This is a genomic window from Bosea sp. 29B (genome assembly GCF_902506165.1).
Lineage (GTDB): Bacteria > Pseudomonadota > Alphaproteobacteria > Rhizobiales > Beijerinckiaceae > Allobosea.
Window position 1 is genome coordinate 2,012,316 of sequence record NZ_LR733817.1, and the last position, 12,926, is coordinate 2,025,241.

The following is a 12,926-nucleotide window of genomic DNA, read 5'->3' on the forward strand; positions in this document are numbered from 1 at the left end:
TCAGGCGTCGAGAACGAGGTCGCTGAGCGGCACCGCGCAGCAGGTCAGGCAATCGTCAGGCTCGCCGTCATAGGGCGAGAGATGGCTGGCCGTGCCGGAGACGACACGCAGGCGGCAGCTCTCGCATTGGCCGCTGCGGCAGCCGCTCGGCAGCGACAGTCCTGCCGCCTCAGCGGCGTCGAGCAGGCTGCCCGCCTGCGCAGACCAGTCGAAGGATCGCCCGCTGCGCTCCAAGACGATGCGGCGCGGCGCCAGATTTGAGGGTATCTCGATCTGCGAGACGAAGACCTCGCTGAAGACATCGAAGCCCGGCAGGCCAGTGTCGGCCAGCGCGGCCTTGGTATCGGTAACGAAGCCGTCGGGCCCGCAGAGATAGGCCAGCGGCCGGCGCGCGCCGTGCGCAAGGCCTAGCCTTGCGATATCCGGCCGGCCGGCATGGTCATAGTCGCGGCCAAGCTGGTCCTGCAGCCGCGGCCGGGTGAAGGCGCGGATCAGCCGCAGCTCCGGAATTCTGGCGGCGATCGTCTGCAGCCAATCGCCGAAGGGCTGCTCGGCGCCGTTGCGGCAGATGTAGACGAGCTCGAGGGAAGGCGGGCGCTGCTCCGGCGCGGTCCGCGCCAACGCCGCGAGATAGCCGACGAAGGGCGTGATGCCGACGCCGGCTGCGACCAGGATCACCGGGCGATTGCCGGTCAAGGGCGGGGTGAATATCCCCGCTGGCGGCTTCAAGGTGACGATGCTGCCCAGTTCCAGCTCGTGCAGGCGCGTCGACATCCGGCCGGGCGGCAGGCCTTCGCCGCCGGCCGCGATCCGGCGCACCGCGATCTCGTATTCGGCCGGGTTCTCGGTCGGGCCGGTCAGCGAATAGCTGCGCGACAATCCCGTTCCGGGCTCGGTGATCTCAACATGCTGGCCGGGCAGGAAGCCGGGCAGCGATCCGCCATCAACGGGCGCGAGGCCGAAGGCGAGGACATCCTCGGCCTCGCGCCGGCGCGAGCTCACGCGAAAGGCGCGCTCGCCCGTCCACCAGCCACGCGAAGCGACCTCGTCGCGGACGACCTCGCAAGCCACCGCCCGCAGCGGCACCGAGCCGCTGATCGGGTCGCGGTCGCGGTCGGAGAGGATCGCGTTGATGTTGCGCGTCGCCGCGCCCGTCACCGATCCCCCCGGACGCCCGAGCGGCGTGCAGGCCTCCCACCAGCCGAACTCGGCGATCACGGTCCCGGCCGGCTGCGTCGGCTCCAGCTTCGCCCGCAATTTCGCCTCACCGTCGCGCGTGCGCACGATCACCCAGTCGCCGGCGACGATGCCGCGCGCCTGTGCATCCGCCAGGCTGAGTTCGACCGAGGGGTCAGGCGCCTTGCGCCTGAGCGAGGCGACATGGCGGTGCGAGGAGTGGACGAACCAGCCGGACTTCGCTGTCGAAAGCAGCAGCGGCAAGTCGGCCGGGCGCCCGGCCGCGCTCGCAGGCTCGACATGGCACGGGAGCGCCGGGTGGCCAAGCGCCAGCAATTGCTCGGAATAGATCTCGACCCGGCGGCTCGCGGTCGGGAAGCCGGCGACGCCGCCTTCCTTGCGTACCGCAGCGTATTTGCGTTCCGGATTGGGCTGCGGCACGCGGATGCCGCCCGGCGCTTCCCGCAATTGCGCGACACTGAGCCCCAGCGGTTCGAGCTGGTGGTTCCAGCCGGCCTCGATCGAACCGCCGAAGAAGGCCTCGGCATGGCCGAGCCGGCAGGCGAGTTCGAAGGCGATGTCGTAATCGGCCCGGACATCGCCGCGCGGCGGCACTATGGCCTGGCGCAGCTGGATGTGCTCGACCGCTTCCTGCGTGATCTCGAAGCCGAGCCGTAGCGCCTCGCGCTCCCAGGGCATGCTCGCCGGCAGGACGATGTCGGCCTGCTCGGCGGTCGGGTTCATGAACATGTCGACATGGACATGGAAGTCGAGCGCCTGCAGCGCCGCGCGGTTGCGCCCGGAATCCCCCTGCGACACCACGAAATTGGTGCCGAAGCTCATCAGTCCGCGGACGCGATAGGGTTCGCCCTCGAGCACGGAACGGCAGAAATCGCGGGCGGTGATCCAGCCCTTGGCCGGCGGGCCCAATGGCAGCTCGGCGAGGCCGAGCGCCTTGCGGCGCTGGGCTTCCGGCAGCAGGGCATAGTCATTCACGGCGCGGAAGGGCGGCGCGCTCGTCCAGACATTGCCACCGATGCGGTCGCTCGCGCCGGTCAGCGCGTAGAGCGTGCCGATGGCGCGCTCGATCATCGTCGCGTTGGAATGCTGGCCGACGCCGGTCCAGGAGTGATAGGCGAGCCGCGGCGAGCCCTCGAACAGGCCATAGAAGCGGGCGAGGTCATCGATCGCGAGCCCGGTGATCCCAGCGACATGCTCAGGCGCGAAGGCGGCAGCTTCGCGCGCCAAGAGCCGCATCACGGTAGCGCAGGCGATCGTTCGGCCATCCGCGCCCTGCAACGTCGCCTCGCCGTCGAGGACGATGTCCTGCGGCCGCGCCAGCGCTTCTGATGTGTCATAGGCCGCAGCCGAACCATCCGGGCGCAGCAACACGAAAGCGTCAGTCGCGCCGTCCAGCCAGAGGTCGCGCGACCGGAGCAGGCGCCCGGTGGCAAGATCGACCAGCATCGGCGCATTCGTCCATTGCCGGACGAAGGCATCGTCATAGCTGCGCTTCGCCAGGAGATGGCGGATCGCGCCCATGGCGAGCGCTCCGTCGGCGCCCGGGCGGATGCCGAGCCAGAGATCGGCGCTCTCACCGGCGCCGCCACGCTTGGGATCGACCACCGCGACGGTCGCACCGCGCTTGCGGGCCTCGGCTATGCGGGTCGCCTGCGCCAGCCAGGTCCGCGTCGGGTTGTGCCCCCAGAGCACGATGGCGTCGGCATTGTCGTAATCGGCGGCGCCGATGCCGCGGCCATAGGTCAGGGCCTGGGCGAAATCCTTGTGCCAGCCGCAGATCTCGACGGCATAGATCAGATTGGGACTGCCGAAACAGCGGATGAAGCGCTCAACCCATTCGAAACTGTCCACCATCGGCGTGCCGCTCGGCGTCGTCACCGCGAAGGCGACAGTCTCAGCCCCGGTTTCGCGTCGGATGGTGCCGAGCCGCTCGGCGATCGTATCGAGCGCTTCCGGCCAGTCGATCTCGACCCAGTCCGGCGTTTCGGCGCCGCGCGGCGTCGTGCGCTTCAGCGGCTTGGTCAGCCGCAATGGGCTGTCGACCAATTCGGGCGCTGCCCGGCCCTTGGCGCAGAGCGCAGCCCCCGTCGGATGGGCCGGATTGGGCGCGACGGCCACCAGACGCCCGTCCACCACATGATTCAGTGAGCCGCAGCGGGAGCGACACAGGGTGCAATAACCCTCTTTGATTTCGGCATTCCGCACATCGGACATAAGGTAGTGTATTACGCGTGACGCGCTACTTCAAGTCAGAGATGCGACTCGCCATATCCGGGTTGAACGTGGCAGAGAGCACCAACTATTCGGCGCAAGGTAGGAAACGGATGCTGCTGGTCTCGGGAGACGCCAATCTGCGTGAACAGGTCGTCGATCAGCTGCGGATCGCGATCGTCTCCGGCGAGATGCCGCCCGGCACGGTCTGCTCGGTACCGTCTTTGGCGCGCACGCTCGGTATCTCGACGACGCCGATCCGCGAGGCCCTGCTCCAGCTCACCTCGGACGGGCTGCTCCAGCCGATGCGCAATCGCGGCTTCCGGGTCGTCGATCCCTCGCTCGACGAGCTGCGCGGCATCTTCGAGGTCCGCATGCAGCTCGAGGCATCCGCCTTCCGCAAACTGGTCAGGATGGGGGCCGACGATCTCTCGGAACTTCAGGCGCAGGCCGACGCCATCGCCCAATCGGTCGAAACCGGAGACGTGCCGCGCTATCTCGCGGCCGACCGGGCTTTTCATGCAGAGCTGCTGGCGCTCGCCGGTAACGAAGTGCTGGCCGACATCGTGCTGCGCCTACGCGACCGGATGCGGCTCTACGGGATCCGCTCGGCCCACGGCCTGGAGCGGCAGAGAGCCTCCGTGCCGGAGCATTACCGCATCATCGAGGTCATTCGGCAGGGGCTGGAGGACGAGGCCGAGGCGCTGATGACCAGCCATGTCATGGCCTGGGAACCGATCTTTACCGAGGCGATCGCCCAGAGAAACGCCGAATCCGCCTAGAGGTCGCTTTCGCCTGTCAGTGCCGTTTCTCCTTGAGGCTAGGCTGTCCTGATGAGTTGCGGCAGAACCGCCGGTTCCCATCTCTGCAGGACCTTGCCCGAGGAGATCACGCTCCTCGATGGCACCGGTATCGGCCTTCTGGAGTTGGCGGTGACCGTGGACATCGTCCAGTCCGCAGCGGCGAAGGGCGTTGCGACCGAGGCTGAGTTCTGAGCAGCCGCGGCGAAGCTGCTCGACCTCCGCGAGCTGCAACAGGAATTCTTGAGGCTATAGAGGTCAGGTCGCTTTAGGCCGCATTTCGGCTCGTGCTTCTGCGAGTGCCATTGGCCGTGGCTTGCTTCATCAAGCACATCAGTCAAATTTGATTGGCGCGCGAACATGCCATAGAGGCAGGTCAGCCAGCTGCAGACCGTGTGATCGGATGCGGATGTTCATTATGAATGACGACCGGCCCGGCCTTCTAGACCAAGCCAACGGAATGGCCCTCAGGAGGGCACGTAAGGAACGCGGCCTGACCCAAACCGCAGTAGGAAAGATACTGGACGTAAGCCAGCAACGCGTCAGCAAGTATGAGCGAGGCTCAGGTCACATCAACTTCAGGAAGCTGGAGATTCTGGCACCCGCATTAGGTGTTGATGTAATATTCTTTCTCCGGCACCTCATCCTGACGATCTCCTCAAGCGGTGCCTCTGACACTCCGCAAGCTAAATATTCTGCTGGGACTGTTATTGCCACCTGGCGGGAGTTGAAGGCCGAGTTCGAGATGCTGACGACGGCCGCCGGGCGCGAGGCCAGCATAACCGCGGTCAAAAGGATCAGGAAACAGGAAGCCGAGCTGGCTTGAATGTCTGAGAACCAGCCATTACGCAAAGAATACAAAAAACCCCGCCGCGGTTTGCGACGGGGTTTTTGGTATTTGTTTTGGTATATTGGTTGCGGGGGCCAGATTTGAACTGACGACCTTCAGGTTATGAGCCTGACGAGCTACCGGGCTGCTCCACCCCGCCGGCGAAGCCCAACGTTCCCGTGAAGCGCAGTAGAGCGGCCCCGCCAGCGGCGGCGCCGTCTCGATGGCCGCTTTATAGGGGGACCCAACTCAGACTGTCAACACGCTTCTTGAAAGTTTTTCGACAGCGGCTCATTTTTTTATCCGGCTCGCGATTTCCGCGGGTTTTACCCCTGTTCGGCGCAGGTCTGGCCGCCCTGGCTGGGCCGGCTGAGAGGCCTCGCCTGCAAACAGCCGCAATTTTTCCTCACAGCCACGAGGCCAACGCCGGGACGGTCTGCGGGGCGAACCCCGAGATTGATTCCCATGCGGGACGCGGGCATGGTCTCTGCTCTATATAAGACGGGGATCGAGCCCGTCCGTGGCATCGACTCAGCGCCCTCGGGCGTTTCAATGGATTCGCCAGACGCCCGATGAACGCCCCTCCGGATCTCAGAGCGCCGCATGAGCCGCTGACGCCGGAAGCGACGGCGCTGCTCGTCGACCTCGGGATCGAACCGCCGATCACTCCGGCCGGGACGACGCCCGCCGGCATGGACCGCCGCGGCGTCTCGCTGCGCTGGCTCGCCGCCTGCCTGCTCGTCGGCTCCTGCGGTGCGGCCCTGCTCGGCGGCGCCATCCTGGTCGCGGTGCGCGGCGACACCAGCTTCGCCGAGCGCCCCGAGCCGGTCACCCCGCATCAGACCACGTCGGCCGGCGGCGGCGCCCGTAAGGGTGACAAGCTCGTCGCGGAACAACCGATCGCCTCGGCGCGGCATAGCGTGCGCGCGCCGATGTCCCAGCGCATCGGCGATCGCGAGGTCATCCGGGTGCGCCCCTTCGTGCGTCTGTCGACCAATCTGTCGCTGACCAGCGGCGTCTATGCCGCCAACATCCCGCCCTTCAATCCGCTGCGGCTCTTCGCCGAGGGCGCTCCCAGCGGTGAACGCTATGCCGAACCGGTCACCGAGATGCCGGATGCGGACGTCTCGATCACCAAGCGCGATCTCGCCGACATGCCGATCACGCCCGGCAAGGCCAATCTGACGGACGCCGATGTCGTCAACCAAATGGAAGAAGAACGCGCCAACCTGGCCGCTGCCGACCGCCGCGCCGCCCTGCCGATCCCGCCTCAGCTGATGCTGAGCCGCACGCTGGCTCAGGGCAACCAGACCGCAGGCGCCGCCGGCAGCCTGTTGTCCTATGCCCCCGCCACCGACACCTCCTTCTCAGGCATCGAGGTTCGCGTCGTCCCGGAGAACGTGACCAATGCGCCGAAGACTCCGATGGCGGCCACGCGCGAGCCACAGGTCGAGGAAAAGCTCCTGATCACCCGCCGTGGCGAGAATTTCGAAACCGTGGTGCGCAATGCCGGCGCCAACCGCGACCAGATCGTCTCGATGATGAAGGCCTTTGACGGCCGCGTGAAGGTCGCCGCCCTGCCGGAGGGCCAGGTGCTGCAGGCGCTGTTCGCGCCCGGCCCGCGCCCCGGCGATCCCCGCCAGATCGTTCGCGTCGCCCTGCTCGACAATGGGCGTCCCTCCGCCGCCGTCGCGATCAACGACAAGGGCCTGTTCGTCCCGGTCTCCCTGCCGCGGGCGGAAGTTGCCGGGCCGCAGCAGAAATCGCAGGTCGGCGCGCAGGACGACGAGGAGGAAGAGGAAGAGGAGGGCGGCACCGGCGCGCGTCTCTACGAGAGCCTCTACGAGACCGGGCTGCGCCACGATCTGCCGCGTCCGCTGATCGACGAGCTCGTCCGGATCTTCTCCTATGATCTCGATTTCCAGCAGCGGGTGCGCGGCGGCGACAATCTCGAAGTCATCTTCACCGACGACGACGACGGCGAGCGCGCCGAGATCCTTTCGGCGAGCCTCACCGTCAATGGTGAGACGCGGCAGGTCTTCCGCTATCAGGCGCCCGAGGATGGGCTGATCGACTATTTCGACAGCGATGGCCGCTCGCTGAAGAAGTTCCTGCTGCGCAAGCCGATCAGCGACGGCGAGATGCGCTCGGGCTTCGGCATGCGCTACCATCCGATCATGCGCTATTCGAAGATGCATACCGGCATCGACTGGGCCAACAAGATCGGCACGCCGATCCTGGCCGCCGGCAACGGCACGATCATCAAGGCCGAATGGGATTCCGGCTATGGCCGGCGCATCGAGATCCAGCACGCCAACGGCTACGTCACCGCCTACTCGCACCAATCGGCCTTCGCCAAGGGCATCGCGCCGGGCGTCAAGGTCCGCCAGGGCCAGGTGATCGGCTTCCTCGGCAATACCGGCCTCTCGACCGGGCCGCATCTGCACTATGAGGTCCTGGTCAACGGCAACTTCGTCAACCCGATGAAGATCAAGGTGCCGCGCGGCCGCGAGCTCGACGGCAAGGCACTGGTCGAGTTCAAGCGCCAGCGCGACGAAGTGCTGGGCCTGATCGAAAAGGCCGGAGGCCAGACCGCGCAACTGCGCTGAACCTCGTTCCCCTGCCCGGCGGGCCTGATGCTATCGTCCTTCTTCATCGTCCTTCCCGTCTTCGGCCTGATCGCGATCGGCTATGGCGCGCGCTGGCTGAAGCTTCTGCGAGAGACGACCGGCGAGGGCCTCTCGGACTTCGTCTTCGTCCTCGCCATCCCCTGTCTGCTGTTCAAGACGCTGGCGACGGCCACGATCCCGCTGGACCAGCCCTGGGGCTACTGGATCTCCTATTTCACCGGCCTCGCCGTCGTCTGGGTGATCGCCCAGCTCGTGGCACGGCATCTGTTCGCCCGCAAAGGTCCCGAGCTCGTCGTCTCCGGCTTCGCCGCAGCGCAGTCGAACACCGTCTTCGTCGGCATCCCGATGATCCTGAAAGCCTATGGCGAGGCTGGCGCGGTACCGCTCAGCCTGCTGCTTGCCGTGCATCTGCCGGTGACGATGACGGCTGCGACACTTCTCGTCGAAGGCAAGGGGACTTCGCCGCTCCTGCTGCTCAGGCGTCTGTTCACCCACCCGATCGTCGTCGGCATTCTCCTCGGCAGCGCCGTACGCCCCTTCGTGGGCATGCTTCCGGCGCCGTTCTGGTCGATCGTCGACCTTATCGCCGGCGCCGCCGTCCCCTGCGCCCTGGTCAGCCTCGGCATCGCGCTGCGGCGCTACGGCCTGGCCTCCGGCATCGGCCTGCCCGCGATCCTGAGCTTCCTCAAGCTCATCCTGCACCCGCTGATCGTCTTCCTGCTGGCGACGAAGGTCTTCGCCATGCCGGTGGCCTGGGCCGGCGTCGCCGTGCTCTTCGCCGCCTGCCCCTGTGGCATCAACGCCTATCTCTTCGCCGAACGCTACAAGCAGGGCGTCGCCGACGCCTCGAGCGCGATCGCACTCTCGACCGGCCTATCGCTCTTCACCACGATCGGTTGGCTGACTTTTCTGGGCGTCGGCTGAGCGTCTCGCCGGAGCAGCAGCCCGCCGGGCAGCGATTCACGTGAAACCGAGCTGGCACCGGATCGCCTCCGGCGTCACCCCGTCCGCCCGCAGATCGGCGAGGCTCCGGGAGAGCCGGCTCTTCGCCAGCTTCTGCCCGGTCTCGTCGCTGAGCAACCGGTGGAAATGATAATGCGGCGTCGGCAGGCCCAGCAGGCGCTGTAGCAGCACATGGATCCCGGTCGCAGCCTCCAGATCCATGCCGCGCACGACGTGGCTGACGTCCTGCAGCGCGTCATCGACGACCACCGAGAGATGATAGCTCGTCGGCACGTCCTTGCGCGCCAGCACGACATCGCCCCAGCCAGCCGGATCGACGGTGACGTCCCGCTGCGCTCCAGTTTCGTCGAAGAGCCGGTAGACGAGCGCTTCACCGGCCATCCGCGCCAGGGCGCGGTCCATGGCGAGCCGCAGCACATGCGGCTCGCCGGCCTCCCGGCGTCGGCGTGCTTCAGCTTCATTTAGGTCACGGCAGGTGCCGGGATAGAGCGGCGCGCCATCGGGATCGCGCGGCCAGGGCGTTCCGCTCTCGGCTTCGCATCGGCCCACGGCCCCCTTCACCCGCTGGCGCGAGCAGAAGCAGGGATAGATCAGCCCCATCGCGTCGAGCCTGTCCAGCGCCCGGCGATAATCGTCGAAATGCCGGGATTGCCGCCGCACTACAGGAGCAAAGGAAACGCCGAGCCAGGCAAGGTCGTCACGGATGCCCTGCTCGAATTCGGGCCGGCAGCGCGTCAGGTCGATATCCTCGATCCGCAGCAGCAGCTCGCCAGCCGAACACGCCGCAAGCTGCTCGTTGAGCAGTGCCGAATAGGCATGGCCCAGATGCAGCCGCCCGTTCGGGCTCGGCGCGAACCGGAAGATCGGAGAAGACGGAGCCATCGCCTCCTGTCTATGGTCCTGCGCATCCCCAGCCAAGTCCGGTCTCCTGACACAGCCCGGACGTGCGATCGGCGATAGAGCAATTCCAGCAAAAGTGCGTAGCGATTTTGCGTCCGGAATTGCGTAAAACAAGGAGATAGAGCCCTGGAGGCGAACTTCTGTTCGCCGGAAATGCTCTAGACCGGATCAGCATGACCACGATCACCAGCACCGCCGATCTTGAAGAGGGCATGGCTGCCCTCGTCACGCTCGATCCCATCTGGGAACAGATCATCGCCCGGACTGGCATCCCACCGCTGCGTCGACGCGAGAGCGGATTCTTGAGCCTGGCCTCGATCATCGTCTCGCAGCAGCTCTCGGTGGCGAGCGCCCGCGCCGTCTGGGCGAGGGCCGAGAGCGTGCTTGCCCCCCTGACGTCGGAACGCGTCCTCGCTGCCAGCGACGAGGAGATGCGGCTATCGGGTCTGTCCCGACCGAAGCAGAAGACGCTGCGCGCCGTCGCCGCGGCGATCGCCGAGAACCGGCTCGATCTTGCAGCGCTGGAGACGGCAACACCGGAGTTCGTCCACGCGCATATGACCGCCGTCTCCGGCATCGGCCCCTGGACGGCGGATGTCTACCTGCTGTTCTGCCTCGGCCATCGCGACGGCTTCGCCGCCGGCGACCTTGCGGTGCAGGAGGCGGCGAAAGTCGCCTTCAATCTGCCGGCACGGCCGAAACCTGCCGAGCTGGCCGCTCTGGCCGAGGCATGGCGGCCCTGGCGCGGCGTCGCCGCGCGGCTGCTCTGGGCCTATTATGCGATGTTGAAATCGCGCGAGGGCATCAACGCCTGAAGCGTCAGCCGCGTGCGATCTTCAGCGCCGTCTGCGCCGCATTGCGCAGGAAGCCCGTATCGCTCATCACCGTGACCAGCCGCGCACCGAGCGCGATGCCTTCCGCGGCGCGCTCGGCGCTCGCGGCATAGAAGGCGACCGGCTTCTTCACCGCATTCGCCCGGGCCACGATATGGCGCAGCGCGTCATCGACTTCCTTGGCCCCGGCATTGACGGAGGCTCCGCCCGACAGCGCAATCGAGAGATCGGACGGGCCGACGAAGAGCGCGTCGATCCCCTCGAGCGCGAGGATGTCATCGACGATCGCCATCGCCTCACGGGTCTCGATCATCGCGAAGGTCAGCGAGAAATCGTTGGCTTGCTTGAGATAAGCGTTCTGGTCGAGGCCAGAGGCGCCGAGGCCGCCATAGCTGCCCCAGCTGCGCTCGCCGAGCGGCGGATACTTGGCATAGGCCGCGAGCCGGCGCGCATCCTCGATCGTGTTGATCATCGGCGCGATCACGCCGGAGGCGCCGGAATCGAACAGCTTCGAGACGTTCTGGAACTCGCCGACCGGAATGCGCGCCAGCGCCGGCTTGCCGGCAGCGTTGATCAGCGGGATCGCCCGGATCACCTCGGCAAGCGTGATCGGGCCGTGCTGCATGTCGAGCGTGACCGCGTCGAAACTTTCCTGCGCCAGGATCGCGGCGATGCTCGGATCCGGCAGCCCGCACCAGGCGGACAGCAGCGTCTCGCCCTTGGCGAGACGATCGGCGAGCGAGGACAGCACGGTCGGCTTAGCGGCGGTCATGAGCGCATTCATCCGGTTGCCCGCTCTTCACCACTGGCGGGTCCGGCGACCCTGGACCGAACCGGCGGTGAAAGGCAAACGATGCGGCATGCACCATGCTCAAGGGAGCAATGCGGAGATGGCCACCTCAGAGTCCGTTTGGAAAGTCGCTCCGGCCGGTCGGCTGGCGGCGTTTTCGAGAACCGGAGCGCAGCGGACATTCGTCCGTGAGCACCGGAAGCGCAGAAAACGCCGCCAGACGGCCGCCGGAGTAGAGTTTACAAATGGGCTCTCAGCGGCCGGCCTGGATCTCGTCGGCGGCCTTGATCAGGAGCTCGGTCATCGTCCGACGGATCTCATCGTCCGCGACCGCGACGCCGCCCGCGGCGAAATCGGCCTTGACCTTGCGCAGCACGTCGTCGTCGCCGGCTTCCTCGAAATCGGCGAGCACCACCGACTTGGCATAGGCATCGGCATCGGCGCTGCTCTTGCCCAGCTTCTCGGCAGCCCACAGGCCGAGCAGCTTGTTGCGCCGGGCCGTCGCCTTGAAGCGCAGCTCCTCATCATGCGCGAACTTGTTCTCGTAGGCATCCTTGCGCTGGTCGAAGGTGGTCATGTGGTTCTTATCCTCTTCGGAGCGGCAATCTTGCTGCGGCGCGATATCAGCTTCGCCATATAGCAATGTGATAGCGGTGCGGGCTAGAGCCGGATCAGGTCAGATTGAACCAAGCTGATCGGAACGGGCTCTGAGGCCCAGCTGTCCAACTTGATCCCGCACGGTCAAATCCGACGTCGCGACCCCGCCTCAGGCGCTTTGTTGCGTTTGCAGCACGAAAGGCCCATATAGCGCGACGTGTGGCCGGCTCCTAGGGAGCAGGGCCCGCATGAACCAGCCGGACCGGCGCGCCAGGATCGAACTCGACAGAGCAACGAGATTGCGCGAGAGCGTGCTGAAAAGGGCCATGATCCCGCCGCGGGCAACCGCGACCAGAGAGAGGCCGACCCTTTGGATTTCCTCAAGCCACGGTATATCCCGATGAACCGCCGCCGTCGCATTTACGAAGGCAAGGCGAAGGTCCTCTATGAGGGACCGGAGCCCGGAACGCTGATCCAGCATTTCAAGGACGACGCAACCGCCTTCAATGCCAAGAAGCACGAAGTGATCGACGGCAAGGGCGTGCTCAACAACCGCATCTCCGAGCACATCTTCAGCAATCTCAACGACATCGGCGTTCCCACGCATTTCATCCGCCGGCTGAACATGCGCGAGCAGCTGATTCGCGAGGTCGAGATCATTCCGCTTGAGGTCGTGGTCCGCAATGTCGCGGCCGGCTCGCTTTCGACCAAGCTCGGCATCGAGGAAGGCACCCAGCTGCCGCGCTCGATCATCGAGTTCTATTACAAGAACGACGCGTTGGGCGATCCGATGGTCTCGGAAGAGCACATCACGGCCTTCGGTTGGGCAACGCCGCAGGAGATCGACGACATCATGGCGCTTGCCATTCGCGTCAATGATTTCCTCTCCGGCCTCTTCCTCGGCGCCGGCATCCGTCTCGTCGACTTCAAGATCGAGTGCGGCCGGCTCTGGGAAGGCGACATGATGCGCATCGTCGTCGCCGACGAGATCAGCCCCGATTCCTGCCGGCTCTGGGACATCAGGTCGAAAGACAAGATGGACAAGGATCGCTTCCGCCGCGACCTGGGTGGGTTGATCGAGGCCTATACCGAAGTGGCGCGCCGCCTCGGTATTCTCGGCGAGAACGAAAAGCCGGGCCCGGCGGGCCCCCGGCTGGTGCAGTAATTGCCGCGCGT

At 66.1% G+C, this 12,926-nt stretch carries 11 protein-coding genes and 1 tRNA gene; 7 read left to right on the plus strand and 5 right to left on the minus strand.

Annotated elements, in window-relative coordinates; genetic code table 11:
* Window positions 1–3,411, minus strand: a complete 3,411-nt coding sequence (locus GV161_RS09805; protein ID WP_152013540.1) for a molybdopterin-dependent oxidoreductase — start codon at window positions 3,409–3,411, stop codon at window positions 1–3.
* 110 nt (window positions 3,412–3,521) lie between these two features.
* On the opposite strand from GV161_RS09805, the gene GV161_RS09810 reads away from it, so the two are divergent.
* From GV161_RS09810 to GV161_RS09820, 3 genes are all read left to right on the plus strand, one after another.
* Window positions 3,522–4,190 (plus strand): GntR family transcriptional regulator, encoded by a 669-nt coding sequence (locus tag GV161_RS09810; protein ID WP_152013541.1) that lies wholly within the window; start codon window positions 3,522–3,524, stop codon window positions 4,188–4,190.
* A 51-nt stretch (window positions 4,191–4,241) separates the two neighbouring features.
* Window positions 4,242–4,403, plus strand: coding sequence for a hypothetical protein (locus GV161_RS09815; protein ID WP_159650205.1), 162 nt, complete (start codon window positions 4,242–4,244; stop codon window positions 4,401–4,403).
* Between the two features lie 223 nt (window positions 4,404–4,626).
* On the plus strand, window positions 4,627–5,034 hold the full coding sequence (locus GV161_RS09820; RefSeq protein WP_159650206.1) for a helix-turn-helix transcriptional regulator: 408 nt from the start codon (window positions 4,627–4,629) through the stop codon (window positions 5,032–5,034).
* An 86-nt stretch (window positions 5,035–5,120) separates the two neighbouring features.
* Here the strand turns inward: GV161_RS09820 and GV161_RS09825 are convergent.
* Window positions 5,121–5,197 (minus strand) — tRNA-Met (locus tag GV161_RS09825).
* A 412-nt stretch (window positions 5,198–5,609) separates the two neighbouring features.
* Between GV161_RS09825 and GV161_RS09830 the strand changes: the two genes are divergently transcribed.
* On the plus strand, window positions 5,610–7,646 hold the full coding sequence (locus tag GV161_RS09830; protein WP_244623914.1) for a M23 family metallopeptidase: 2,037 nt from the start codon (window positions 5,610–5,612) through the stop codon (window positions 7,644–7,646).
* Window positions 7,647–7,673: 27 nt separating this feature from the next.
* Window positions 7,674–8,591, plus strand: coding sequence for an AEC family transporter (locus GV161_RS09835; protein ID WP_152012621.1), 918 nt, complete (start codon window positions 7,674–7,676; stop codon window positions 8,589–8,591).
* A 36-nt stretch (window positions 8,592–8,627) separates the two neighbouring features.
* On the opposite strand, the gene gluQRS is transcribed toward GV161_RS09835, so the two are convergent.
* A complete protein-coding gene (gluQRS, locus tag GV161_RS09840) occupies window positions 8,628–9,512 on the minus strand; it encodes a tRNA glutamyl-Q(34) synthetase GluQRS (RefSeq protein ID WP_152012622.1) in 885 nt (294 codons plus the stop codon).
* A 191-nt stretch (window positions 9,513–9,703) separates the two neighbouring features.
* On the opposite strand from gluQRS, the gene GV161_RS09845 reads away from it, so the two are divergent.
* Entirely contained in the window at window positions 9,704–10,345 is a 642-nt protein-coding gene (locus GV161_RS09845) for a DNA-3-methyladenine glycosylase (protein ID WP_152012623.1), read from the plus strand.
* A 4-nt stretch (window positions 10,346–10,349) separates the two neighbouring features.
* Here GV161_RS09845 and GV161_RS09850 read toward each other — a convergent pair whose 3' ends face one another.
* Both GV161_RS09850 and GV161_RS09855 read right to left on the minus strand, forming a co-directional pair.
* Window positions 10,350–11,135 carry an aldolase/citrate lyase family protein gene (locus GV161_RS09850; RefSeq protein WP_152012624.1) on the minus strand — a complete coding sequence of 262 codons (786 nt, stop codon included), beginning with the start codon at window positions 11,133–11,135 and terminating at the stop codon, window positions 10,350–10,352.
* A gap of 271 nt (window positions 11,136–11,406) precedes the next feature.
* Complete coding sequence (locus tag GV161_RS09855; RefSeq protein WP_152012625.1) at window positions 11,407–11,730, minus strand: DUF1476 domain-containing protein; 324 nt, start codon at window positions 11,728–11,730, stop codon at window positions 11,407–11,409.
* 390 nt (window positions 11,731–12,120) lie between these two features.
* Between GV161_RS09855 and purC the strand changes: the two genes are divergently transcribed.
* Window positions 12,121–12,915, plus strand: a complete 795-nt coding sequence (gene purC / locus GV161_RS09860) for a phosphoribosylaminoimidazolesuccinocarboxamide synthase (RefSeq protein WP_091843148.1) — start codon at window positions 12,121–12,123, stop codon at window positions 12,913–12,915.
* Window positions 12,916–12,926 lie beyond the last annotated feature (11 nt).